The following is a 24,724-nucleotide window of genomic DNA, read 5'->3' on the forward strand; positions in this document are numbered from 1 at the left end:
GCCCCGCCCTCTGCTGCCACAATGGACCGGTGACCCGCGCTTCCCTGAACAAGCAGCCGCACGAAGTCGCCTCGATGTTCGACGACGTGGCGGAACGGTACGACCTGACGAACGACGTGCTGTCGCTCGGCCAGGACCGGCGCTGGCGCAAGGAGGTGGCGAGAGCGGTGGACGCGCGCCCCGCGCAGAAGGTCCTCGACCTCGCGGCGGGCACGGCGACCTCCTCGCTCCCCTTCGCGCGGACGGGCGCCTATGTCGTCCCGTGCGACTTCTCCCTCGGCATGCTCCAGGTCGGCAAGAAGAAGAACCCCTGGCTCCCGTTCACGGCGGGCGACGCCACGAGGCTGCCGTTCAAGGACGACACCTTCGACGCCGTCACGATCTCCTTCGGGCTGCGCAACGTGCAGGACACGGACGCCGCGCTGCGCGAGATGTACCGCGTGACCAAGCCCGGGGGCCGCGTGGTGATCTGCGAGTTCTCGCACCCGACGTGGACGCCGTTCCGCACGGTGTACACGGAGTACCTGATGCGCGCGCTGCCCCCGGTGGCCCGCTCGGTGTCCTCGAACCCGGACGCGTACGTGTACCTGGCCGAGTCGATCCGGGCCTGGCCCGACCAGCCCCGGCTCGCGGAGAAGCTGCGCAAGGCGGGCTGGTCGCGCGTGGCGTGGCGGAACCTGACGGGCGGCGTGGTGGCGCTGCACCGGGGCTTCAAGGAGAGCTGACCTCGAACGCGTCCCCGGGTTCCCGCAGTTCGCGCTGCATCCCCCCGGACGGCGGCTGTGGCAGCCGGGGCTCCCGGACGCCCCCGCCGCCCTCGCCCTCCCCGAAGTCGAACCACACGTACACCATCGAGTCCGGCGGCACCTCGGCCCCGGGCGGCGGGTACTGGCGTACGACGTAGTCGACGACGGTGCGGGCGAAGTCGGGCCGGTCGGGGGCGTTGAGGAACAGCCCCCGTGCTCTGGCCGTCTCCCGCGCGTCCACGGCCATCAGCCCGACCAGACGAGGGACACGCACCTCGGATGTTTTGGGTGGTATGTGCACAGATGTCACCCCCAGCGGTACTGGAAGGGTAACTCCGCGCGCGGGCGCCCGGAAGCGAGAAGTGTCTTTCTGTGACAGTTGGTTACTCTCTGTCACGGATCTCGGTCACGGCTCCAGCCGGTAGGTCACAGCTCCAGCCGGTAGCAGTGCCCCTGCCGCTCCGAGGCCGGGGTCGTGAACGTCTCCACGAGCCGCATCCCCAGCCGCTCCGTCACCGCGATGGACCGCGCGTTCTGCGCGTCGACCATCGCGACCACCCGCGCCACACCGGCCGCGCGCAACCGCTCCAGCGTCGCCTCGGCGGCGGCCGTCGCGTACCCGCGCCCCCAGTGGGCGCGCCCGAGCCGCCAGCCGATCTCGATCTCACCGGCCGGTCCCCAGGCGTGCGGCCAGGGCTGCGCCCCGGTGAACCCCACCACGTCCCCGGCGGAGTCCAGCACGGACCACAGACAGAACCCCAGCTCCGCGTCGTGCCGCCGCTGCCGCGCGGTCAGTTCCTCGTACACCGACAGCTCGGCGGCGCGGCCCCCGTGGAACTCCATGACATCGGGATCGTCGAACACCCGGTGCCAGACGAAGGCGTCCTCGTCGGTGGGCACACGCAGCCGTACCACGGGGTGAGTTCGGTTCACGGATCAGCCCTTCAGCCGGTTGATCAATTCTGCTGAATAGACTGCCCATGTCCAGTGCCGGTCGGCACGAAGATTCCGAACCTTGGGGAGATCCCGCCGTGACCGAGCCCCTCTCCGACCACTCCGCCGATGTGATCGTCGTGGGCGCGGGCCCAGCCGGCGCCTCCACCGCGTACCACCTCGCCCGGGCCGGACTCGACGTACTCCTGCTGGAGAAGACCGAGTTCCCGCGCGAGAAGGTGTGCGGCGACGGCCTCACCCCGCGCGCGGTGAAGCAGCTCGTGGCCATGGGCATCGACATCTCCGAGGAGGCCGGCTGGCTGCGCAACAAGGGTCTGCGCATCATCGGCGGCGGCTCCCGGCTGCAGCTCGACTGGCCGGATCTCGCGTCGTTCCCGAACTACGGCCTGGTCCGCAAGCGCGACGACTTCGACGAGCAGCTGGCGCGCAACGCGCAGAAGGCGGGCGCGCGGCTGTACGAGCGCTGCAACGTCACCGGCCCAGTCCTGGACGACCGTACGGGCCGGATCACGGGCGTGACGGCCAAGCTCGGCGAGGAGAAACGCGAGGTCACCTTCCACGCGCCGCTCGTCGTGGCCGCCGACGGCAACTCCACGCGCCTGTCGGTCTCGATGGGGCTGCACCGCCGCGAGGACCGTCCGATGGGCGTGGCGGTGCGGACGTACTTCACCTCGCCGCGCCACGAGGACGACTACCTGGAGTCCTGGCTGGAGCTGTGGGACCGCCGGGGCGCGCAGGACCGGCTGCTGCCGGGCTACGGCTGGATCTTCGGCATGGGCGACGGCACGTCCAACGTGGGCCTCGGCGTGCTGAACACCTCGGACTCCTTCAAGGAGCTGGACTGGCGCGAGGTGCTGAAGGCGTGGTGCGCCTCCATGCCGGAGGACTGGGGCTACACCCCGGAGAACATGACAGGCCCGATCCGCGGCGCGGCCCTGCCCATGGCCTTCAACCGCAAGCCGCACTACACGCGCGGCCTGCTGCTCGTCGGCGACGCCGGCGGCCTGGTGAACCCCTTCAACGGCGAGGGCATCGCCTACGCCATGGAGTCCGCCCAGCTCGCCGCCGACGTCATCGTCCAGGCCCACGCCCGCGCGACCCCGGCCCAGCGCGAGATCGCCCTCCAGCGCTACCCCCAGGTCCTCAAGGACACCTACGGCGGCTACTACACCCTCGGCCGCGCCTTCGTGAAGCTCATCGGCAACCCCAAGATCATGCAGATCGGCGCCCAGCGCGGCCTGACCCACCCCCTGCTGATGAAGTTCGTCCTGAAGCTCCTGGCGAACCTCACCGACCCCACGGGCGGCGACGCGATGGACCGCGTGATCAACGGCCTGACGAAGGTGGCCCCGAAGGCCTGACCCGTCAAAAATCCGTACGGCTACGGCGCCTGGGTACGCGTACTCAGGCGCCGTAGCCGTGTAAGGGTGCAGCCGCTGCTGTCGGCGGGGCGGGGGCGTGCCCGCCACCCCGTCCGTCTATGCGGAACCGCGTACGGCGGTTACCCGGCTCCTGACCCGAGCATCCCTCGTCACGTGGCAGCGGGTTCTGAAGCCGACCGGTGGGCCCGGCGGGCCAGTACGGCGTCCCGGTGGGTCGTCATCTGGCGCAGTGCCTCTTTCCGGTCGCGCTTGGAGAGGCGGTCCAGGTAGACGAATCCCCGGGTGTGGTCGGTCTCGTGGTGGAGGCAGCGGGCGAAGTAGCCGGTGCCCTCGATGCGGAGGGGGTTGCCGTCGCGGTCCTGGCCGTGGACGACGGCGTGTTCGGGGCGGGGGACGGACATCGTGGCGCCGGGTACCGAGAGGCAGCCCTCGGTGTCCTCGACGAGGGGGCGGCCGGGCGGGGAGGTCTCCAGCACCGGGTTGACGATGTGGCCGACATGGCGGACACCGTCGTCGTCGGGGCAGTCGTAGACGAACAGGCGCAGGTCGACGCCGACTTGGCTGGCGGCCAGGCCCGCGCCCTCGGCGACGTACATCGTGCGGAACATGTCGTCGATCAGGGCGGCGAGGTCGGGGCCGAACTCCGTGACGTCGCGGCACGGCTTGTGCAGGACTTCCTCGCCGGTCTCGGTGACCCGGCGTACCGTGCCGCGCGCGGCCTCGGGGGCATGACGGGGGAAGTAGGCGGCGGGGGCACCCTGGACGAACACGCGGGGCATGGCGGCTCCTTGGCTCGGTGGACGGCCGCCGTCCGGCGGCCGTCCACCGAGCATGCCAGGAGACGCACGAGGGCCGCTGCCCCCCGCGCGGCAGCGGCCCTTCGTACGGATCGGGTACCGGTGGGTCAGAGGACCCGGACGGCGCCGGTGGGCGGGTCGTAGGAGAGCGGCTTCTCCGCCACGCCCGAGGAGGGGTTCTGGGCGCCGACGAACATGCCGTCGCCGACGTAGACCGCCACGTGGTACGCGCTGCCCGCGCTGCCCCAGTAGAGGATGTCGCCGGGCTGGAGGTTGCTCAGGGAGACCTGGGTGCCCGCGGTGGACTGGTCCTGGGAGACGCGCGGCAGGCTCACGCCGACCTGCTTGAAGGCGGTCTGCACGAGGCCCGAGCAGTCGTAGGCCGAGGGACCGGTGGCGCCGGAGACGTACGCCTTGCCGACCTGCGACTTGACGAAGCTGACGATCGCGGCGGCCGAACCCGTCGCCGAGGACGAGCCCGTGATGGTGCTCGCGTCGGCGCTGCTGCCGGAGGCGGACGCGGTGAGCACCGTGCGCTCGGCGTTGCGCGTGGCGCGGGCGGCGGCCTCCTTGCGGGCCTCCTCCTGCGCCTTCTTCTTCGCCTCGGCCTTCTGCTTGGCGTCGGCGAGGTCCGCCTTGGCCTGCTTGGCGGCGTTGGCCGCGGCGGCGTCGCGCTCGGCCTGCAGCTCGTAGTTGGCGGCCGCCTGCTGGGTGGCGTCGGCGGACTGGGCGACCTGGGAGGCCACGTCGGCCGTCAGGGTGGGGAGTTCGAGCGTCTGTGTCGCGGGCGCGGCGTCGGCCGCGTTCGCGTAACCGGCCGCTCCTGCGACCGCCAGGGTGCTGAGGACGCCGACGGCGGCACCGGAGCGCACGGCGATCGACGACGCGCTGCGGCGGGGCTTCCGGTGGCTGCGTATGTGAGCGGTGTGGGACATGGGAACAACCGGTACCAGGGGCTCCTTCATATCTTCAAGAAACGTGTGCTGCGCCACAATTGTTCAACGGCGGCCCCGAAAACCTTTCGCGCCACCCTTTATTGACGCCGTAACGGACATAGCGGGCGCCTGTCATAGGCCCGTTGATCACGGTCTTTGATCATTACGCCCGAATTGCCCCCGGCCTACCATCGGTTGGGGTAGTTGGCCAAGCCCGGTTACGGAATGATCACTACCGGCGTGACGGAGGTCACGAAACCGGCTCGTGAACGCGCGCACGTGCGACATCGCGTCCACTTCGCACCTCCCGCTTCCCCCTGACGCGTGAACGCGCAGCCCTAGCACCCCGCCTCGTCCAGCACCAATTTGCATGTACGGGAACTCTCTTGATATGGAGACGCCCTCTCGGACCTGCGGTAACAGGCGAGATTCTCACTTCTGGTGATCAACTGAACGCTTCGCGTGCGAAGATCACCCATCATCCGACTTCATGATCCTTCGTCAGGTGGTGGAGATCACAAAGCTCGTGCAATACCCCGTGTCGCAGATCACAGAGCGGCGGGCATAAGATGCGGAGCAGTTGGGCTTGTGACCTGCTTCACATGTTCTCGATCTTCGCCGGGACAGGTGGGGTTCATGGGACGCGTGCGGCGGAAGTGAGCCCCCGAACCATCGAACCGCCACCAGTCAATGCCGACTGAGAGGAGCGAGGAGCGGTGAACGCGTATGCGCCCATCCTCGTACTGGGAGCCCTCGGGGCAGGCTTTGCGATCTTTTCCGTGATCATGGCCGCGCTGATCGGCCCGAAGCGCTACAACCGCGCGAAGCTGGAAGCCTACGAGTGCGGCATCGAGCCGACCCCCACGCCGGCCGGCGGCGGGCGCTTCCCCATCAAGTACTACCTGACGGCGATGCTCTTCATCGTCTTCGACATCGAGATCGTCTTCCTCTACCCCTGGGCCGTCACCTTCGACGCGCTCGGGGTCTTCGGGCTCGTGGAGATGCTGCTCTTCGTGCTCACCGTCTTCGTCGCGTACGCGTACGTATGGCGGCGCGGCGGCCTGGAATGGGACTGAGGGGCCATACGACATGGGACTCGAAGAAAAGCTGCCGAGCGGCTTCCTGCTGACCACCGTCGAACAGGCCGCGGGGTGGGTGCGCAAGGCGTCCGTCTTCCCGGCCACCTTCGGACTGGCCTGCTGCGCCATCGAGATGATGACCACGGGAGCCGGACGCTACGACCTCGCCCGCTTCGGCATGGAGGTCTTCCGCGGCTCACCGCGCCAGGCCGACCTGATGATCGTCGCGGGCCGGGTCAGCCAGAAGATGGCGCCGGTGCTGCGCCAGGTCTACGACCAGATGCCCAACCCCAAGTGGGTGATCTCCATGGGCGTCTGCGCCTCCTCGGGCGGCATGTTCAACAACTACGCGATCGTCCAGGGCGTCGACCACATCGTCCCGGTCGACATCTATCTGCCCGGCTGCCCGCCCCGCCCGGAGATGCTGATCGACGCGATCCTCAAGCTCCACAAGAAGATCCAGGGCGGAAAGCTCGGCGTCAACGCCGAGGAAGCCGCCCGCGAGGCGGAGGAAGCCGCGCTCCAGGCCCTGCCCACGATCGAGATGAAGGGGCTGCTGCGGTGAGCGACGCAGAGGGCACCAACCCCGAGAAGGACCTCTCGGCCTCCAACCTCCCCGGCCAGCGCGGCCAGGGCGGCGAGGAGATCCGCGTCCAGCGCGGCATGTTCGGCGCGAACAACGGCGGCGACACCTCCGGTTACGGCGGTCTCGTCCGCTCGGTGCGCCTCCCGGGACCGGCGACCCGGCCCTACGGCGGCTGGTTCGACGAGGTCGCCGACGAGCTGGAGGGCGCCCTGGAGGAACAGGGACTCCTCCCGGACAACGCCATCGAGAAGACGGTCGTCGACCGCGACGAGATCACCTTCCACGTCGAGCGCGAGCACCTGGTCCGCGTCGCCCGCACCCTGCGCGACGACCCGGCGCTCCGCTTCGAGCTGTGCACCGGCGTCAGCGGCGTCCACTACCCGCACGACAAGGGCCGCGAGCTGCACGCCGTCTACCACCTGCGCTCGATCACCCACAACCGGCTGATCCGGCTCGAGGTCTCCGTCCCCGACGCCGACCGGCACATTCCGACCCTGGTCCCCGTCTACCCGACCAACGACTGGCACGAGCGCGAGACCTGGGACTTCTTCGGGATCGTCTTCGACGGACACCCGGCCCTGACCCGGATCATGATGCCGGACGACTGGCAGGGCCACCCGCAGCGCAAGGACTACCCCCTCGGCGGCATCGCCGTCGAGTACAAGGGCGCCCAGATCCCGGCTCCGGACCAGCGGAGGTCGTACTCGTGAGCACTCCCCCCGTAAGCGGCCGCGAGACCACCGAGGGAACCGTCTACACGGTCACCGGTGGCGACTGGGACGAGGTCGTCCAGTCCGCGGCCAAGGCCGACGACGAACGCATCGTCGTCAACATGGGTCCGCAGCACCCGTCCACCCATGGAGTGCTCCGTCTCATCCTGGAGATCGAGGGCGAGACGGTCACCGAGGCCCGCTGCGGCATCGGCTATCTGCACACCGGCATCGAGAAGAACCTCGAGTTCCGCACGTGGACGCAGGGCACCACCTTCGTCACGCGCATGGACTATCTGACGTCCTTCTTCAACGAGACCGCCTACTGCCTCGCCGTCGAGAAGCTGCTCGGCATCGAGGACCAGATCAGCGAGCGGGCCAGCATCATCCGGGTGCTCCTCATGGAGCTGAACCGGCTCTCCTCGCACCTGGTGTGCATCGCCACCGGCGGCATGGAGCTGGGCTCCACCACCATCATGATCTACGGCTTCCGCGACCGGGAGATGATCCTCGACCTCTACGAGCTGATCACCGGCCTGCGGATGAACCACGCCTACATCCGCCCCGGCGGACTCGCCCAGGACCTGCCCCCCGGCGCGGTCGACCGCATCCGCGAGTTCATCAAGACCATGCGGAAGAACCTCCCGGAGTACGACAAGCTCGCCACCGGGAACCCCATCTTCAAGGCCCGCATGCAGGACGTCGGCTATCTCGACCTGGCCGGCTGCATGGCGCTCGGCGCCACCGGCCCGATCCTGCGCTCCACCGGCCTCCCGCACGACCTGCGCAAGGCGCAGCCCTACTGCGGCTACGAGACGTACGACTTCGAGGTGCCGACCGCCGACACCTGCGACTCCTACGGCCGCTTCCTCATCCGGCTGGAGGAGATGCGCCAGTCGCTCTCGATCGTCGAGCAGTGCCTGGACCGGCTGCAGCCCGGGCCCGTCATGGTCGCCGACAAGAAGATCGCCTGGCCCGCGCAGCTCGCGCTCGGCCCGGACGGACTCGGCAACTCCCTCGACCACATCAAGAAGATCATGGGCACCTCCATGGAGGCCCTGATCCACCACTTCAAGCTGGTCACCGAGGGCTTCCGCGTCCCGCCCGGCCAGGTCTACGCGGCCGTCGAGTCCCCCAAGGGCGAACTCGGCGTGCACGCCGTCTCCGACGGCGGCACCCGCCCCTACCGGGTCCACTTCCGCGACCCGTCCTTCACCAACCTTCAGGCCATGGCGGCGATGTGCGAGGGCGGCCAGGTCGCCGACGTGATCGTCGCCGTGGCCTCCATCGACCCCGTGATGGGAGGCGTCGACCGGTGACCACCTCTTCCTCCGAGCGGGGCGTCGGCCTCGGGATGCCCGAGCTGCCCCCGCCCGCCTACCCGGACGACGTCCGGGCCCGGCTCGAGCGGGACGCGCGCGAGGTGATCGCGCGCTATCCGGACTCCCGCTCCGCCCTGCTGCCCCTGCTTCACCTCGTGCAGTCCGAGGAGGGCTACGTCACGCGCACCGGGATGCGGTTCTGCGCGGACATGCTGGACCTGACCACGGCCGAGGTCACCGCCGTGGCGACCTTCTACACGATGTACCGGCGCCGCCCCTCCGGCGACTACCAGGTGGGCGTCTGCACCAACACCCTGTGCGCGGTCATGGGCGGCGACGCCATCTTCGAGACCCTTCAGGAGCACCTGGGCGTCGGCAACGGCGAGACCACAGGGGACGGCAAGGTCACCCTGGAGCACATCGAGTGCAACGCGGCCTGCGACTACGCGCCCGTCGTGATGGTCAACTGGGAGTTCTTCGACAACCAGACCCCGGCCAGCGCGACCCGTCTCGTCGACGACCTGCGCGCCGGAGAGCCCGTCGAGCCCACGCGCGGGGCCCGGCTGTGCACCTTCAAGGAGACCGCCCGCATCCTGGCGGGCTTCCCGGACGAGCGCCCCGGCGCCGTCGCCGAGGGCGGCAGCGCGGGCCCCGCCTCCCTGGTGGGGCTCCGGCTCGCCAAGGGCGAGGCGCACCCCGCGCGCGTGGTCCACCCGCGCGACGGCGGCCCGCACGAGGAGGAGCCGGTCCACGACCCGTCGCCCACCGAGCACCTCAGCTCCCACGACGCGCCGCAGGACACCTCGGCCTCCGACCCGGCGCATCCGGCGGGTCCGACCGCAGAGGAGGGGGAGTGATGACGTTGGCACCCGACCTCAAGGACACCAGCCCCGAGAAGCTGCTGGCACCCGTGCTGTCGGCCTTCTGGGACGAGGACCGCTCCTGGACGCTGGACGTCTACCGGCGCCACGAGGGCTACGAGGGCCTGCGCAAGGCGCTCGCGATGTCCCCGGACGACCTGATCGCCTACGTCAAGGAGTCCGGGCTGCGCGGCCGTGGCGGCGCCGGATTCCCGACCGGCATGAAGTGGCAGTTCATCCCGCAGGGCGACGGCAAGCCGCACTACCTCGTCGTCAACGCCGACGAGTCCGAGCCCGGCACCTGCAAGGACATCCCCCTTCTCTACGCCAACCCGCACAGCCTCATCGAGGGCATCGTGATCGCCTGCTACGCGATCCGCTCCTCGCACGCCTTCATCTATCTGCGCGGCGAGGTCGTCCCCGTCCTGCGCAGGCTGCACGAGGCCGTGCGCGAGGCGTACGCGGCCGGGTTCCTCGGCGAGGACATCCTCGGCACCGGGCTCGACCTCGAACTCACCGTGCACGCGGGCGCGGGCGCCTACATCTGCGGCGAGGAGACCGCGCTGCTCGACTCCCTCGAAGGGCGCCGCGGCCAGCCCCGGCTGCGCCCGCCCTTCCCGGCCGTCGAGGGTCTGTACGCCTGCCCCACCGTCGTGAACAACGTGGAGTCCATCGCCTCGGTTCCCGCGATCCTCCAGCACGGCAAGGACTGGTTCCGCTCCATGGGCAGCGAGAAGTCCCCCGGCTTCACGCTCTACTCGCTCAGCGGCCATGTCGCCAGCCCCGGCCAGTACGAGGCCCCGCTCGGCATCACCCTGCGCCAGCTGCTCGACATGAGCGGCGGGATGCGCCCGGGCCACCGGCTGAAGTTCTGGACCCCGGGCGGCTCCTCCACCCCGATGTTCACCGCCGAGCACCTGGACGTGCCGCTCGACTACGAGGGTGTCGGCGCCGCCGGTTCCATGCTCGGCACCAAGGCGCTCCAGTGCTTCGACGAGACCACCTGCGTGGTCCGCGCGGTCACCCGCTGGACCGAGTTCTACGCCCACGAGTCCTGCGGCAAGTGCACCCCCTGCCGCGAAGGGACGTACTGGCTCGTGCAGTTGCTGCGTGACATCGAGGCGGGCAAGGGCGTGATGTCCGACCTCGACAAGCTGAACGACATCGCCGACAACATCAACGGCAAGTCCTTCTGCGCCCTCGGCGACGGCGCGGCATCCCCGATCTTCTCCTCGCTGAAGTACTTCCGCGAGGAGTACGAGCAGCACATCACGGGCCGGGGCTGCCCCTTCGACCCGGCCAAGTCGACGGCCTGGGCGGACCGCCCGGAGGTGAACGCATGACCGTACAGCAGGCTGCTAGCGGCTCCGCCGCGGGCCAACGCCCCTCAGGCGGGGGGCAGGCGGCGGTCCCGCCGGAGGACCTCGTCACGCTGACGATCGACGGCATCGAGATCAGCGTGCCCAAGGGCACCCTGGTCATCCGGGCCGCCGAACAGCTCGGCATCGAGATCCCGCGCTTCTGCGACCACCCGCTGCTCGCCCCGGCCGGTGCCTGCCGCCAGTGCATCGTGGAGGTGGAGGGCCAGCGCAAGCCGATGGCCTCCTGCACCATCACCTGCACCGACGGCATGGTGGTGCGCACCCAGCTCACCTCGCCGGTCGCGGAGAAGGCCCAGAAGGGTGTGATGGAGCTGCTGCTCATCAACCACCCGCTGGACTGCCCGGTCTGCGACAAGGGCGGCGAGTGCCCGCTGCAGAACCAGGCGATGTCGCACGGCAACGCCGACTCCCGCTTCGAGGGCCGCAAGCGCACCTACCCCAAGCCGCTCGCCATCTCCAGCCAGGTCCTGCTCGACCGCGAGCGGTGCGTGCTGTGCGCCCGCTGCACCCGCTTCTCCAACCAGGTCGCGGGCGACCCGATGATCGAGCTGATCGAGCGCGGCGCGCTCCAGCAGGTCGGCACCGGCGAGGGCGACCCCTTCGAGTCGTACTTCTCCGGCAACACCATCCAGATCTGCCCGGTCGGCGCGCTCACCTCCGCGGCGTACCGGTTCCGCTCCCGCCCCTTCGACCTCATCTCCTCGCCGTCGGTGTGCGAGCACTGTTCCGGCGGCTGCGCCACCCGCACCGACCACCGGCGCGGCAAGGTCATGCGGCGCCTGGCGGCCGACGACCCCGAGGTCAACGAGGAGTGGATCTGCGACAAGGGGCGCTTCGCGTTCCGGTACGCGCAGCTGCGGGACCGGCTCGACACGCCGCTGGTCCGCAACGCCGACGGCGTCCTGGAGCCCGCCTCCTGGCCCGAGGCGCTGGACACGGCGGCGCGCGGACTCGGCGGCGCCCGCTCCCGCGCCGGTGTCCTGACCGGCGGACGGCTCACCGTCGAGGACGCCTACGCGTACAGCAAGTTCGCGCGCGTGGCGCTCGACACCAACGACATCGACTTCCGCGCGCGCGTGCACAGCGGTGAGGAGGCCGACTTCCTGGCCGCCCGGGTGGCGGGCCGGGGCCGCGATCTCGACGGTACGGGCGTCACGTACACCGCCCTGGAGCAGGCGCCCGCCGTGCTGCTCGTCGGCTTCGAGGCCGAGGAGGAGGCGCCCGGCGTCTTCCTGCGGCTGCGCAAGGCCTGGCGCAAGCACGGCCAGAAGGTCTACGCGCTGGCCACCCACACCACCCGGGGCCTGGAGAAGGCGGGCGGCACCCTGCTCCCCGCCGCCCCCGGCACCGAGCCCGAGTGGCTGGACGCGCTCGCGAGCGACTCCGGCCTGGAGGCGCCCGGCACCGAGGCCGCCGGGGCGCTGCGCGCCGACGGCGCGGTGATCGTCGTGGGGGAGCGGCTCGCGGGCGTGGAGGGCGGTCTGACCGCCGCCGTGCGCGCGGCCACCGCGACCGGCGCCGAGCTGGTGTGGATCCCGCGCCGGGCGGGTGAGCGCGGCGCGGTCGAGGCGGGCGCGCTGCCCTCGCTGCTGCCGGGCGGGCGCCCGGCCACCGACCCGCGCGCGCGGGAGGAGGTCGCCGCCGCCTGGGGCCTGGCCGAACTGCCGGGCCGCTACGGCCGCGACACCCAGCAGATCGTGGAGGCCGCCGCGACCGGCGAGCTGTCCGCGCTCCTGGTGGCCGGGGTGGAGGTCGACGACCTGCCCGACCCGGCCCGCGCGCGGGACGCGCTCGACGCGGTCGGCTTCCTGGTCTCGCTCGAACTGCGGCCCAGCGAGGTCACCGAGCGCGCCGACGTGGTCCTGCCGGTCGCCGCGGTGGCCGAGAAGGGCGGCACCTTCCTCAACTGGGAGGGCAGGGTGCGCTTCTTCGAGGCCGCGCTCAAGCCCGACCAGATGACCCGCCGTCTCGCCCCGACCGACGGCCGGGTGCTCCAGATGCTGGCCGACGCCATGGACGTCCACCTCGGACTGCCGGACCTGGCCACCACGCGCGCGGAGATCGACCGGCTCGGCGCCTGGAACGGCGCCCCGGCCGCCGACCCGACGGCCACCGCCGGGGTGCTGCCCCGCCCGGCCGCCGGAGAGGCCGTGCTCGCCGGACACCGGCTCCTGCTCGACCTCGGCGTCCTCCAGCAGGGCGACGACGCGCTCGCCGGAACCCGGCACGCCGCCCGCGCGCGCGTGTCGGCCGCGACGGCCGCCGAGGCGGGCGTCGAGGACGGCGCCCCGCTCGCCGTGACCGGCCCGGCCGGAACCACAGAACTCCCGCTCCTGATCACGGAGATGCCCGACCGGGTGGTCTGGCTCCCGCTGGACTCCACCGGCGCGGGCGTCGCCTCCGACACCGGGGCGCGGCCCGGCTCCCTCGTCCGTATCGGCCCGGCGGTGTCCGACGGCCAGGCCCCGAAGGAGGACCGAGGATGAGCCCGTTCCTCGCCGCTGAAGACCTCTCGCTGTTCGGCAGCGACCCGTGGTGGCTGGTCGTCGTCAAGGCCGTCTTCTGCTTCGCGTTCCTCATGGTGACCGTGCTGCTCTCCATCGTCTGGGAGCGCAAGGTCGTCGCCTGGATGCAGCGGCGCATCGGCCCCAACCGGCACGGCCCCTGGGGCATGCTCCAGTCGCTCGCCGACGGCGTGAAGCTCATGCTCAAGGAGGACGTGGTCGTCAAACGCGCGGACAAGCTGATCTATGTCCTCGCACCGATCGTCGCGACCGTCCCGGCCTGCATGGCGATCGCGGTGATCCCGTTCGGCCCCGCAGGCAACGAGATCTCGATCTTCGGCCACCGCACCACCATGCAGCTCACCGACCTGCCGATCGCGATGCTCTACATCCTCGCGGTCGCCTCCGTCGGCATCTACGGCATCGTGCTCGCGGGCTGGAGTTCCGGCTCGACCTATCCGCTGCTCGGCGGTCTGCGCAGCTGCGCGCAGATGATCTCGTACGAGATCGCCATGGGCGCCGCGTTCGCCTCGGTGTTCCTCTACTCGGGCTCCATGTCGACCTCGACGATCGTGGAACAGCAGCAGGACCGCTGGTACATCGTGCTGCTGCCGATCTCCTTCCTCCTCTACATCGTCACCATGGTGGGCGAGACCAACCGCGCCCCCTTCGACATGCCGGAGTCCGAGGGCGATCTGGTCGGCGGGTTCAACACCGAGTACTCGTCCATCAAGTTCGCGCTGTTCATGCTCGCCGAGTACATGAACATGGTGACGGTCTCGGCCGTCTCGGCCACCCTCTTCCTCGGCGGCTGGCGGGCCCCCTGGCCCATCAGCACCTTCTGGGAGGGCGCCAACCACGGCTGGTGGCCGATGCTCTGGTTCGTCATCAAGGTCCAGCTGCTGCTGTTCTTCTTCATCTGGCTGCGCGGCACACTGCCCCGCGTCCGCTACGACCAGCTGATGAAGCTCGGCTGGAAGGTCCTGATCCCGGTCTCGGTGGTCTGGCTGATGCTCGTCGCGACCGTCCGGGTCCTGCGCAACGAGAACTACGGCTTCGCCGACATCGCCCTCTACGTCGGCGGCGGGGTCCTGACCCTGCTGCTGCTCTCCTTCGTCGCCGACATGTTCCGCGAGAAGGCGAGGGCCGCCGAAGTCCCGGTCGAGCAGCCCGCGTTCGACCCCCTGGCGGGCGGCTTCCCCGTCCCGCCGCTGCCCGGCCAGGAGCTGCCCCCGGTGCCCCGGCGCCGCCCGCGTCGCACCGAGCGGGAACTGATTGTCAGTGGTGGGCCGGACACTGTCAGTGACGGAACCACGGATGGAAAGGAGGCGTCCGATGGCTGAGGAGCCGAAGGAGACCGCACCTGGTTTCCAGAACCCCGTGGCCGGCTTCGCCGTGACCTTCAAGGCCATGTTCAAGAAGCGGCTCACCGAGCAGTACCCGGAGCAGAAGAAGACCACGGCTCCCCGCTTCCACGGACGGCACCAGCTCAACCGCCATCCGGACGGCCTGGAGAAGTGCGTCGGCTGCGAACTGTGCGCCTGGGCCTGCCCGGCGGACGCCATCTACGTGGAGGGCGCCGACAACACCGACGAGGAGCGCTACTCCCCGGGCGAGCGGTACGGCCGCGTCTACCAGATCAACTACGCCCGCTGCATCCTGTGCGGGCTGTGCATCGAGGCGTGCCCCACGCGCGCGCTGACGATGACCAACGAGTTCGAGCTGGCCGACTCCAGCCGCGCCAACCTCATCTACACCAAGGAGCAGTTGCTCGCCGGTCTGGAGGAGGGGATGGTCGACAGCCCGCACGCGATCTTCCCGGGCACCGACGAACAGGACTACTACCGGGGCCTGGTGACCGAGGCCGCCCCCGGCACGGTCCGCCAGGTGGCCACGTCGAAGGGTGAGAAGCCCGAGGACGAGGAGGTGGAGGCATGAACGCCTACACCACCTCCACCGGCGAGGCCGTCCAGTTCTGGATCCTCGGCACCGTCGCGGTGATCGGCGCCCTGTGCACCGTCCTGATGAAGCGGGCCGTGCACAGCGCGCTCTCGCTCGCCGGGACCATGATCGTCCTGGCGGTGTTCTACCTCGCCAACGGCGCCTACTTCCTGGGCGTCGTGCAGATCATCGTCTACACCGGCGCCATCATGATGCTGTTCCTCTTCGTGGTGATGCTCGTCGGCGTGACGGCCGCGGACTCGCTCAAGGAGACCATCAAGGGCCAGCGCTGGCTGGCCCTGCTGTGCGGGCTCGGCTTCGGTGTCCTGCTCGTCGGCGGCATCGCCAACGCCTCCCTGAAGCAGTTCGAGGGCACCGGCCAGGCGAACGCGAACGGCAATGTGCAGGGCCTGGCGGCCCTCATCTTCACCAAGTACGTCTTCGCCTTCGAGATCACCGGCGCCCTGCTGATCACGGCCGCCGTCGGCGCCATGGTCCTCACCCACCGCGAGCGCACCGAACGCGCCAAGACCCAGCGCGAGCTGGCCGAGCAGCGCGTCCGCGAAGGCAAGCACCTGCCCCCGCTGCCCGCCCCCGGTGTCTACGCCCGGCACAACGCCGTCGACATCGCGGGCCTGCTGCCCGACGGCACCCCCTCCGAGCTGACCGTCAGCGCGACCCTGCGCGAGCGCGGCCAGATCCGGGACGTGTCCGCGCGGGCGCTCGGTGACCTCAAGGCACTGGAACAGCGCGCCCAGGAACGCCTGGAGCGCACGGAGAGCGAACCGGTGAACCTCAAGCGGACGGAGGACGCGTCGCAGTGAACCCCGTCAACTACCTCTATCTCGCGGCCCTGTTGTTCACCATCGGCGCGACCGGCGTGCTCATCAGGCGCAACGCGATCATCTTGTTCATGTGCATCGAGCTGATGCTCAACGCGTGCAACCTCGCGTTCGTCGTCTTCTCCCGGATGCACGGCAACCTCGACGGCCAGATCATCGCCTTCTTCACGATGGTGGTCGCCGCGGCGGAGGTCGTGGTCGGCCTCGCGATCATCGTGTCGCTGTTCCGCGCCCGCCACTCGGCCTCGGTCGACGACGCCGGCCTGATGAAGCTGTAAGGGGTCGGAAGAAACGTGGAGAACCTGATCGCGCCGCTCATCGCGGCGCCCCTGCTCGGAGCCGCCGTGCTCCTGCTCGGCGGCCGGCGCCTGGACCGCGTCGGCCACTGGATCGGCACCCTGCTGTCCACCGCCTCCTTCGTCATCGGACTGGTCCTGTTCGCCGGGCTGCTCGGCAAGGACGCCGAACACCGCACGCTGATCCAGCACCTGTGGACCTGGATCTCGGTCGGCGACTTCCAGGCGGACGTCACCTTCCGGCTCGACCAGCTGTCGATGACGTTCGTCCTGCTGATCACCGGCGTCGGCTCGCTGATCCACCTCTACTCCATCGGGTACATGGAGCACGACGAGCGGCGCCGCCGCTTCTTCGGCTACCTCAACCTGTTCCTCGCGGCGATGCTCCTGCTGGTCCTCGCCGACAACTACCTGCTGCTGTACGTCGGCTGGGAGGGCGTCGGTCTCGCCTCGTACCTGCTGATCGGCTTCTGGCAGCACAAGCCCAGCGCCGCGACGGCCGCGAAGAAGGCGTTCCTGGTCAACCGCGTCGGCGACATGGGCCTGTCCATCGCGATCATGCTGATGTTCACCACCTTCGGCACCTTCGCCTTCGGACCGGTCTTCGAGCGCGCCGGGGACGCCTCCGAGGGCAGGCTCACCGCCATCGCGCTGATGCTGCTGCTCGCCGCGTGCGGCAAGTCGGCCCAGGTGCCGCTCCAGTCCTGGCTCGGGGACGCCATGGAGGGCCCGACCCCGGTCTCGGCCCTGATCCACGCGGCCACCATGGTGACCGCGGGCGTCTACCTCATCGTCCGCTCCGCCGCGATCTTCAACGGCGCCCCGGACGCACAGCTCGTCGTCACCGTGGCCGGCGCGGTCACGCTGCTCTTCGGTGCGATCGTCGGTTGCGCCAAGGACGACATCAAGAAGGCGCTGGCCGGTTCGACCATGTCGCAGATCGGCTACATGGTCCTCGCGGCGGGCCTCGGCCCCATCGGCTACGTCTTCGCGATCATGCACCTGGTCACGCACGGCTTCTTCAAGGCCGGGCTGTTCCTGGGCGCCGGTTCGGTCATGCACGGCATGAACGACGAGGTCGACATGCGCAAGTACGGCGGCCTGCGGAAGTACATGCCGATCACCTTCGTCACCTTCGGCCTCGGCTACCTAGCGATCATCGGCTTCCCCGGCTTGTCCGGCTTCTTCTCCAAGGACAAGATCATCGAGGCCGCCTTCGCCAAGGGCGGCACCGAGGGCTGGATCCTCGGCGGCGCGGCCCTGCTCGGCGCGGCCGTCACCGCGTTCTACATGACGCGCGTGATGCTGATGACGTTCTTCGGCGAGAAGCGCTGGCAACCGGATGCGGAAGGACATGAGCCCCACCCGCACGAGTCCCCGCGCACCATGACGATCCCGATGATCGTGCTCGCGGTCGGCTCGGTCGCGGGCGGTGCCTTCTTCGACGTGGGCGAGCGCTTCCTGCACTGGCTGGAGCCGGTCACCGGGCACGCCGAGGGCCACTCCCCGCTGAGCGCGCTCACCGTCACCGGCGCCACCATGGTCTGCCTGGTGATCGGCGTGGGCCTGGCCTGGGCGCAGTACGGCCGCAAGCCGGTCCCGGCGCTCGCCCCGCGCGGCTCGCTGCTCACCCGGGCGGCCCGCCGCGACCTGTACCAGGACGACTTCAACCACGTCGTCCTCGTACGCGGCGGCGAGCACCTGACGCGCTCCCTGGTCTATGTCGACCACACCCTGGTGGACGGCGTGGTCAACGGCACGGCGGCCGGGTTCGGCGGTCTGTCCGGGCGGCTGCGCCGGGTCCAGAACGGCTTCGCCCGCTCCTACGCGGTCTCGATGTTCGGCGGCGCGGCCCTGCTGGTCGCCGCGACCCTGCTGATGAGGGCGGTCTGATACCCATGTCGTTTCCCCTGCTGACAGCGACGGCGGTGCTCCCGGCCCTCGGGGCCGTCGCCACCGCGGCCGTACCGGCCCGGCAACGCACCGCCGCCAAGTGGCTGGCGCTGCTCGTCTCGCTGGCCACGCTCGCCCTGGCGATCGTCGTCCTGGTCCGCTTCGACCCGGGCGGCGCGCGCTACCAGCTCACCGAGTCCCACGCCTGGATCAAGGACTTCGGGGTCCGCTACGACCTGGGCGTGGACGGCATCGCGGTGGCGCTGATCGCACTGACCGCGCTGCTGATCCCGTTCATCGTGCTCGCGGGCTGGCACGACGCCGACCCGCTGGAGACCGGCAGCACGCGGTGGCGCCCCACCCAGGGCTTCTTCGCGCTGATCCTGGCGGTCGAGGCGATGGTGATCATCTCCTTCGAGGCCACCGACGTCTTCGTCTTCTACATCTTCTTCGAAGCCATGCTCATCCCGATGTACTTCCTCATCGGCGGCTTCGGGGACCGTGCGCACGAGCACGGGGAAGTGGCGGCGTCCACGCAACGGTCGTACGCGGCCGTGAAGTTCCTGCTCTACAACCTCGCCGGCGGTCTGATCATGCTGGCCGCGGTCATCGGGCTCTACGTGGTCGCCGGGAGCTTCAGCCTCCAGGAGATCGTGCAGGCCCGCGCGAACGGCTCGCTGCACATGGCGACCAGCACCGAGCGCTGGCTGTTCCTCGGCTTCTTCTTCGCCTTCGCGGTGAAGGCGCCGCTGTGGCCGCTGCACACCTGGCTGCCCAACGCCATGCAGGAGTCCACCGCCCCGGTCGCCGTCCTCATCACGGCGGTCGTCGACAAGGTGGGCACCTTCGCGATGCTCCGCTTCTGCCTCCAGCTCTTCCCGGAGGCGTCGAAGTGGGCGACGCCGGTCATCCTCGTCCTGGCCCTGATCAGCATCGTCTACGGCGCGCTGCTCGCGGTCGGGCAGCGGGACATCAAGCGCCTGGTGGCGTACGCGTCGATCTCGCACTTCGGCTTCATCGTGCTCGGGATCTTCGCGATGACCAGCCAGGGCCAGTCCGGCGCGACGCTCTACATGGTCAACCACGGCATCTCGACGGCCGCGCTGATGCTGGTCGCCGGGTTCCTGATCTCCCGGCGCGGCTCGCGGCTCATCGCGGACTACGGCGGCGTGCAGAAGGTCGCCCCGGTGCTCGCGGGCACCTTCCTGGTCGGCGGCCTCGCGACCCTGTCGCTGCCCGGACTCGCGCCGTTCGTCAGCGAGTTCCTGGTCCTGGTCGGCACGTTCGCGCGCTACCCGGTGATCGGGATCATCGCCACCTTCGGCATCGTCCTGGCCGCGCTGTACACGCTGGTGCTCTACCAGCGGACGATGACGGGGCCGGTGAAGCCCGAGGTCTCCGCGATGCCCGACCTGCGGGTGCGCGAGGTGCTGGTCGTCGCCCCGCTGATCGTGCTGCTGGTCTTCCTGGGCGTCTATCCGAAGCCCGTGACCGACATCGTCAACCCGGCGGTCAAGCAGACCCTGTCCGACGTACACGAGAAGGACCCCAAGCCCGCGGTGGAGGCGGCCAAGTGAGTGCGACAGCCGTCCACAGCCTGTGGACAATGGCGGCGGACCCGATCCCGAAGATCGAGGCGCCGAAGATCGAATACGGACAATTGTCGCCGACGCTCATCGTGTTCGGCGCCGCCCTGATCGGCGTGCTGATCGAGGCGTTCGTCCCGCGCCGCTCGCGCTACTACGCCCAGGTGTTCGTCTCGGCCGTCGCGCTGTGCGCCGCCTTCGCGGCGGTCGTCGCGCTCGCGGCCGGGGGGTACGGCACCACGAAGGCGCACGTCGCGGCCATGGGCGCGATCGCGGTCGACGGACCGGCCCTCTTCCTGGAGGGCACGATCCTGCTGGCCGGGCTGGTCGGCCTGTTCACCTTCGCGGAACGGCGGCTCGACCCGGCGGCGCACGGCAACCGGGTCGACTCCTTCGCGGCCCAGGCGGCGGCCGTGCCGGGCGGCGAGGGCGAGAAGGCGGCCGTGAAGGCCGGGTTCACCACCACCGAGGTGTTCCCGCTGCTGCTCTTCGCGATCGCCGGGATGCTGGTCTTCCCCGCGGCCAACGACCTGCTGACGCTGTTCGTGGCCCTGGAGGTCCTCTCCCTCCCGCTCTACCTGATGTGCGCGCTGGCCCGCCGCAAGCGGCTGCTGTCGCAGGAGGCCGCGGTCAAGTACTTCCTGCTCGGCGCGTTCGCCTCCGCGTTCACGCTGTTCGGCATCGCCCTGCTCTACGGCTACGCGGGCTCGGTGTCCTACACCCGCATCGCGCAGGTCGTGGACGGCACGGTCAGCGGGGTCGACCCGGCGCTCGCGGACACGATGGGCAACGACGCGCTGCTCCTGATCGGCATGGCGCTCCTGGTGATGGGCCTGCTGTTCAAGGTGGGCGCGGTGCCGTTCCACATGTGGACGCCCGACGTGTACCAGGGCGCCCCGACGCCGGTCACCGGCTTCATGGCCGCCGCGACCAAGGTCGCCGCGTTCGGCGCGCTGCTGCGGCTGCTCTACGTGGTCCTGCCGGGGCTGCGCTGGGACTGGCGGCCGGTGATGTGGGGCGTGGCCATCATCACCATGCTGGGCGGCGCGATCATCGCCATCACCCAGACCGACATCAAGCGCCTGCTCGCGTACTCGTCCATCGCGCACGCGGGCTTCATCCTCGCGGGTGTGATCGCCACGTCGCAGAACGGCGTGTCGTCGGTGCTGTTCTATCTGGCCGGGTACTCCTTCGTGACGATCGGCGCCTTCGCCGTGGTCACCCTGGTCCGCGACGCGGGCGGCGAGGCCACCCACCTCTCCCAGTGGGCGGGGCTCGGGCGCCGTTCCCCGCTGGTGGCGGCGGTCTTCGCGGTCTTCCTGCTCGCCTTCGCGGGCATCCCGCTGACCAGCGGCTTCGCCGGAAAGTTCGCGGTCTTCCGGGCGGCGGCGGAGGGCGGCGCGGCCCCGCTGGTGGTCATCGGTGTCCTCTCCTCCGCCATCGCGGCCTTCTTCTACATCCGGGTGATCGTCCTGATGTTCTTCAGCGCCCCGAAGCCGGACGGCCCCACGGTCGCCGTCCCCTCCCCGCTGACGACGACGGCGATCGCGATCGGTGTCGCGGTGACGGTGGTGCTGGGCGTGGCCCCGCAGTACTTCCTGACCCTGGCGAACCAGGCGAGCGTGTTCGTCCGCTGACGCGACCCGCTTCGCACGACTGCCCGGTACCCGTTCGCGGGTGCCGGGCCGTGGTGTGTGAGCGGGGGAAGCCGGGGTGTGAGCGGGGGAACCTGTGGATAACTTCCGGGGCTGTCGGCGCGGGCGCCTATGGTGGATGCGGTGGTCGGGACGCGGCGCACGGGGGACAGGCGATGAGTGGGACAGGCGGGATCGGTGGGATGGCAGTGGTGACGGAGGAGGCCGGGGCGGCCAGGAGCGAGGCGCTGTCCGCGCTGCACCGGGTCTTCGGGTACGAGGCGTTCCGGGGCGAGCAGGAAGCGATCATCGAGCATGTGGTGGCGGGCGGTGACGCCCTGGTCCTCATGCCGACCGGCGGCGGCAAGTCGCTGTGCTACCAGATCCCGGCCCTGGTCAGGCCGGGCACCGGCGTCGTGGTCTCGCCGCTGATCGCGCTCATGCAGGACCAGGTGGACGCGCTGCGGGCGCTCGGTGTGCGGGCCGGGTTCATCAACTCCACGCAGGGCTTCGACGAGCGCCGCACGGTCGAGGCCGAATTCCTCGCCGGCGAGCTGGACCTGCTCTACCTCGCCCCCGAGCGGCTGCGCGTGGACGCCACGCTCGACCTGCTCTCCCGGGGCAGGATCTCCGTGTTCGCCATCGACGAGGCGCACTGTGTCTCCCAGTGGGGCCACGACTTCCGCCCGGACTATCTGAACCTCTCGCTGCTGGGCGAGCGCTGGCCGGACGTGCCCCGGATCGCCCTGACCGCCACGGCCACCCGGGCCACCCACCAGGAGATCACCCAGCGGCTGAACCTCCCCGAGGCCCGCCACTTCGTCGCCAGCTTCGACCGGCCCAACATCCAGTACCGGATCGTCCCCAAGGCCGACCCCAAGAAGCAGCTGCTCGCCTTCCTGCGCGAGGAACACGCCGGGGACGCGGGCATCGTCTACTGCCTCTCGCGCAACTCCGTCGAGCGCACCGCCGAGTTCCTGACCGCCAACGGCATCGCCGCGGTGCCGTACCACGCGGGTCTGGACGCGGCCACGCGCGCCGAGCACCAGTCCCGCTTCCTGCGCGAGGACGGCCTGATCGTCGTCGCCACCATCGCCTTCGGCATGGGCATCGACAAGCCGGACGTCCGCTTCGTCGCCCACCTCGACCTGCCCAAGTCCATCGAGGGCTACTACCAGGAGACCGGCCGCGCGGGCCGTGACGGACTGCCCTCCACCGCCTGGATGGCGTACGGCCTCAACGACGTGGTGCAGCAGCGCAAGCTGATCCAGTCCGGCGAGGGCGACGAGAACTTCCGCCGCCGCGCCGCCGCCCACCTGGACGCGATGCTCGCCCTGTGCGAGACCGCCCGGTGCAGGCGCGGCCAGCTGCTCGCCTACTTCGGCCAGGAGCCCGGCGCGGAGGCGTGCGGCAACTGCGACACCTGTCTGACCCCGCCGGAGACCTGGGACGGCACGGTCGCCGCGCAGAAGGTCCTCTCCACGGTGGTGCGGCTCCAGCGCGAGCGCGGCCAGAAGTTCGGCACCGTGCAGATCGTGGACATCCTGCTCGGCAAGCGCAGCGCCAAGGTGATCCAGTTCGACCACGACCAGCTCTCCGTCTTCGGTATCGGCGAGGACCTGAGCGAGGGCGAATGGCGGGGCGTCGTACGGCAGTTGCTCGCCCAGGGGCTGCTCGCGGTCGAGGGTGAGTACGGCACGCTGGTGCTCACCGAGGAGAGCGGCGCGGTGCTGCGGCGCGAGCGGGAGGTGCCGCTGCGCAAGGAGCCGAAGCGGCCCACCACGGCCCGTTCCTCCGGCGGCCGGGGCGAGCGCAAGGCCAAGTCCGCGGCGGCCGAGCTGCCCGCCGGACTGGTCCCCGTCTTCGAGGCCCTGCGCGCCTGGCGTGCCGAGCAGGCGAAGGAGCAGGGCGTCCCGGCGTACGTCATCTTCCACGACGCCACCCTCCGCGAGATCGCCACGGCCCGCCCGGCCTCGGTGCGCGAACTCGGCACGATCAGCGGGGTGGGCGAGAAGAAGCTCGCGACGTACGGCGAGGGGGTGCTGGCGGTGCTCAACGGGCAGCCGGGGACGGAGAGTTCGGTCGACGCGGCGCCCGCTGCCGCCCCCGAGCCCGCCGCGCCCGCTCGGTCCGCCGGGGGTGCCGCGCCCGCTGCGGCCACTGCGGCCACCGGCCACGACGACCTCTGGCCCGGCGACGACGAAGAGCCCTACTGGGACTAGCCGTCGGCGCTCACGCCAGAGCCGTCAGCCCCGGCGCGAAGGTGATCAGGAGGGGCAGCAGCGGGACCAGCGCGGCCACCGCCGTGGTCAGCGCCCGCTGCCTGCGCAGCAGCCGGGGCGGGGGCTCGAGGAGGCGGTCCACGCGCTCGCCGAGCAACCGGCGGCTGGAGGCGCAGGACAGCACGCCCCGGTGCTGGTTCAGCTCGATCAGGGCCAGCGCGGTGGTGAGGTGGCCGCAGCGCCGGGAGGCGGTGTCGTCGGCGGCGAGTTCGACCAGCCGGTGCGTCTGGTCGCGGAAGTGTGCGAAGAGCGGGATGCGCGGGAAGCCCGTCGCCAGCGCGCTCGACAGATGCAGCAGCCAGTCGTGGTGGGCGCGGGCGTGACCGCGCTCATGGGTGAGCACCGCGTCCAGCTGGTGGTCGGTCAGCCGGTGCAGCGCCCCGGTGGTCACGACCAGGCGGGGCGGATGCCCGGGCAGCCACCAGGCGTCCGGGTACTCGTCCTCCAGGACCAGCAGCGGACCGCGCCCCGAGGGCAGCCCGGCGGGCAGCTCCGGGGCTCGCTCGTCCAGGTGCGCCCGGGTCACCCCGCGCCGCCGCCGCACCTCGGTCAGCTCGCGGGCCAGCATGGCGGTGGTCCAGGCGGCCCCGGAGGCCAGCAGCACCGTGAGCACGGCGGCCCACGGCGGCGCGGCCGAGAGGTCGTACGCGGCGGTGACGGCGGGCGGGGCGGGCGCGAACACATGGTCGCGGACGGTGTGGAAGACGGCCGCCGCGCCCAGCACCAGCGCGGTCAGACAGCACAGCAGCACGGTGGCGACCAGGCACTGCCACACCCACAGCGCCACCACCGGCTCCCGGTCGGGCCAGGCGGCCCGGGTGAGCGCGCGGGGCGCGGGCAGCGCGGCCGTCAGCGCGACGGTGCTCAGCAGGAGCAGGCAGACGGTCATGCCGGGGCTCCGGTTCCTGGTGGCCAAGGGTGCGGGGCGGTGGTGCGTGTTACGCCAGTATGACGCGGGGAGGGCCGTCCGTCAGTCGTCCTGCGGGCCGAAGG

General features: G+C 70.6%; 22 protein-coding genes. 17 read left to right on the forward strand and 5 right to left on the reverse strand.

What is annotated here, in order from left to right:
• Positions 1–29 precede the first annotated feature (29 nt).
• Positions 30–725, forward strand: coding sequence for a demethylmenaquinone methyltransferase (locus B079_RS0100555; protein WP_018543824.1), 696 nt, complete (start codon positions 30–32; stop codon positions 723–725).
• Here B079_RS0100555 and B079_RS0100560 read toward each other — a convergent pair.
• Together B079_RS0100560 and B079_RS0100565 are read right to left on the reverse strand one after the other, a co-directional pair.
• Positions 712–1,020: a PASTA domain-containing protein gene (locus B079_RS0100560; RefSeq protein WP_078495789.1), complete on the reverse strand. Its 309-nt coding sequence runs from the start codon at positions 1,018–1,020 to the stop codon at positions 712–714. The two genes, B079_RS0100555 and B079_RS0100560, sit on opposite strands and share 14 nt — an antisense overlap.
• A gap of 152 nt (positions 1,021–1,172) precedes the next feature.
• The gene (locus B079_RS0100565) at positions 1,173–1,679 is read right to left on the reverse strand and encodes a GNAT family N-acetyltransferase (protein ID WP_026248223.1); all 507 of its coding nucleotides are present in this window, start codon (positions 1,677–1,679) and stop codon (positions 1,173–1,175) included.
• 47 nt (positions 1,680–1,726) lie between these two features.
• Here B079_RS0100565 and B079_RS0100570 point away from each other — a divergent pair, with 47 nt between their 5' ends.
• Positions 1,727–3,061, forward strand: coding sequence for a geranylgeranyl reductase family protein (locus tag B079_RS0100570; RefSeq protein ID WP_051094921.1), 1,335 nt, complete (start codon positions 1,727–1,729; stop codon positions 3,059–3,061).
• Between the two features lie 170 nt (positions 3,062–3,231).
• On the opposite strand, the gene def is transcribed toward B079_RS0100570, so the two are convergent.
• On the reverse strand, positions 3,232–3,861 hold the full coding sequence (gene def / locus B079_RS0100575; RefSeq protein ID WP_018543828.1) for a peptide deformylase: 630 nt from the start codon (positions 3,859–3,861) through the stop codon (positions 3,232–3,234).
• A 125-nt stretch (positions 3,862–3,986) separates the two neighbouring features.
• Positions 3,987–4,814 (reverse strand): C40 family peptidase, encoded by an 828-nt coding sequence (locus tag B079_RS0100580; RefSeq protein ID WP_018543829.1) that lies wholly within the window; start codon positions 4,812–4,814, stop codon positions 3,987–3,989.
• A gap of 716 nt (positions 4,815–5,530) precedes the next feature.
• Here B079_RS0100580 and B079_RS0100585 point away from each other — a divergent pair.
• From B079_RS0100585 to recQ, 15 genes are all read left to right on the forward strand, one after another.
• On the forward strand, positions 5,531–5,890 hold the full coding sequence (locus tag B079_RS0100585) for an NADH-quinone oxidoreductase subunit A (protein ID WP_018543830.1): 360 nt from the start codon (positions 5,531–5,533) through the stop codon (positions 5,888–5,890).
• Positions 5,891–5,903: 13 nt separating this feature from the next.
• Positions 5,904–6,458 carry a NuoB/complex I 20 kDa subunit family protein gene (locus tag B079_RS0100590; protein ID WP_018543831.1) on the forward strand — a complete coding sequence of 185 codons (555 nt, stop codon included), beginning with the start codon at positions 5,904–5,906 and terminating at the stop codon, positions 6,456–6,458.
• Positions 6,455–7,189: an NADH-quinone oxidoreductase subunit C gene (locus B079_RS0100595; RefSeq protein WP_018543832.1), complete on the forward strand. Its 735-nt coding sequence runs from the start codon at positions 6,455–6,457 to the stop codon at positions 7,187–7,189. Before B079_RS0100590 ends, B079_RS0100595 begins: the two co-directional genes overlap by 4 nt.
• Positions 7,186–8,508 carry an NADH-quinone oxidoreductase subunit D gene (locus B079_RS0100600; RefSeq protein WP_018543833.1) on the forward strand — a complete coding sequence of 441 codons (1,323 nt, stop codon included), beginning with the start codon at positions 7,186–7,188 and terminating at the stop codon, positions 8,506–8,508. The genes B079_RS0100595 and B079_RS0100600 overlap by 4 nt, the downstream gene beginning before the upstream one ends.
• Positions 8,505–9,368, forward strand: coding sequence for an NADH-quinone oxidoreductase subunit NuoE (gene nuoE / locus B079_RS0100605; RefSeq protein ID WP_018543834.1), 864 nt, complete (start codon positions 8,505–8,507; stop codon positions 9,366–9,368). The genes B079_RS0100600 and nuoE overlap by 4 nt, the downstream gene beginning before the upstream one ends.
• Positions 9,368–10,714, forward strand: a complete 1,347-nt coding sequence (gene nuoF / locus B079_RS0100610; RefSeq protein WP_018543835.1) for an NADH-quinone oxidoreductase subunit NuoF — start codon at positions 9,368–9,370, stop codon at positions 10,712–10,714. The genes nuoE and nuoF overlap by 1 nt, the downstream gene beginning before the upstream one ends.
• Positions 10,711–13,239 (forward strand): NADH-quinone oxidoreductase subunit G, encoded by a 2,529-nt coding sequence (locus B079_RS0100615; protein ID WP_018543836.1) that lies wholly within the window; start codon positions 10,711–10,713, stop codon positions 13,237–13,239. Before nuoF ends, B079_RS0100615 begins: the two co-directional genes overlap by 4 nt.
• A complete protein-coding gene (gene nuoH, locus B079_RS0100620; RefSeq protein ID WP_018543837.1) occupies positions 13,236–14,600 on the forward strand; it encodes an NADH-quinone oxidoreductase subunit NuoH in 1,365 nt (454 codons plus the stop codon). Before B079_RS0100615 ends, nuoH begins: the two co-directional genes overlap by 4 nt.
• Positions 14,593–15,195, forward strand: a complete 603-nt coding sequence (nuoI, locus tag B079_RS0100625) for an NADH-quinone oxidoreductase subunit NuoI (protein ID WP_018543838.1) — start codon at positions 14,593–14,595, stop codon at positions 15,193–15,195. Before nuoH ends, nuoI begins: the two co-directional genes overlap by 8 nt.
• The gene (locus B079_RS0100630; protein ID WP_018543839.1) at positions 15,192–16,022 is read left to right on the forward strand and encodes an NADH-quinone oxidoreductase subunit J; all 831 of its coding nucleotides are present in this window, start codon (positions 15,192–15,194) and stop codon (positions 16,020–16,022) included. Before nuoI ends, B079_RS0100630 begins: the two co-directional genes overlap by 4 nt.
• The gene (gene nuoK / locus B079_RS0100635) at positions 16,019–16,318 is read left to right on the forward strand and encodes an NADH-quinone oxidoreductase subunit NuoK (protein ID WP_018543840.1); all 300 of its coding nucleotides are present in this window, start codon (positions 16,019–16,021) and stop codon (positions 16,316–16,318) included. Before B079_RS0100630 ends, nuoK begins: the two co-directional genes overlap by 4 nt.
• Positions 16,319–16,333: 15 nt before the next feature.
• Positions 16,334–18,229, forward strand: coding sequence for an NADH-quinone oxidoreductase subunit L (gene nuoL, locus B079_RS0100640; protein ID WP_018543841.1), 1,896 nt, complete (start codon positions 16,334–16,336; stop codon positions 18,227–18,229).
• Between the two features lie 5 nt (positions 18,230–18,234).
• Positions 18,235–19,806, forward strand: a complete 1,572-nt coding sequence (locus B079_RS0100645) for an NADH-quinone oxidoreductase subunit M (protein WP_018543842.1) — start codon at positions 18,235–18,237, stop codon at positions 19,804–19,806.
• Positions 19,803–21,452, forward strand: coding sequence for an NADH-quinone oxidoreductase subunit NuoN (nuoN, locus tag B079_RS0100650; protein ID WP_026248224.1), 1,650 nt, complete (start codon positions 19,803–19,805; stop codon positions 21,450–21,452). The genes B079_RS0100645 and nuoN overlap by 4 nt, the downstream gene beginning before the upstream one ends.
• Positions 21,453–21,625: 173 nt before the next feature.
• A complete protein-coding gene (recQ, locus tag B079_RS31090) occupies positions 21,626–23,671 on the forward strand; it encodes a DNA helicase RecQ (protein WP_051094928.1) in 2,046 nt (681 codons plus the stop codon).
• A gap of 10 nt (positions 23,672–23,681) precedes the next feature.
• Here recQ and B079_RS0100660 read toward each other — a convergent pair whose 3' ends face one another.
• Complete coding sequence (locus tag B079_RS0100660; protein ID WP_018543845.1) at positions 23,682–24,620, reverse strand: M56 family metallopeptidase; 939 nt, start codon at positions 24,618–24,620, stop codon at positions 23,682–23,684.
• Positions 24,621–24,724: the final 104 nt, after the last annotated feature.

The sequence above is a fragment of the Streptomyces sp. LaPpAH-108 genome (assembly GCF_000373625.1).
Taxonomy (GTDB): domain Bacteria; phylum Actinomycetota; class Actinomycetes; order Streptomycetales; family Streptomycetaceae; genus Streptomyces.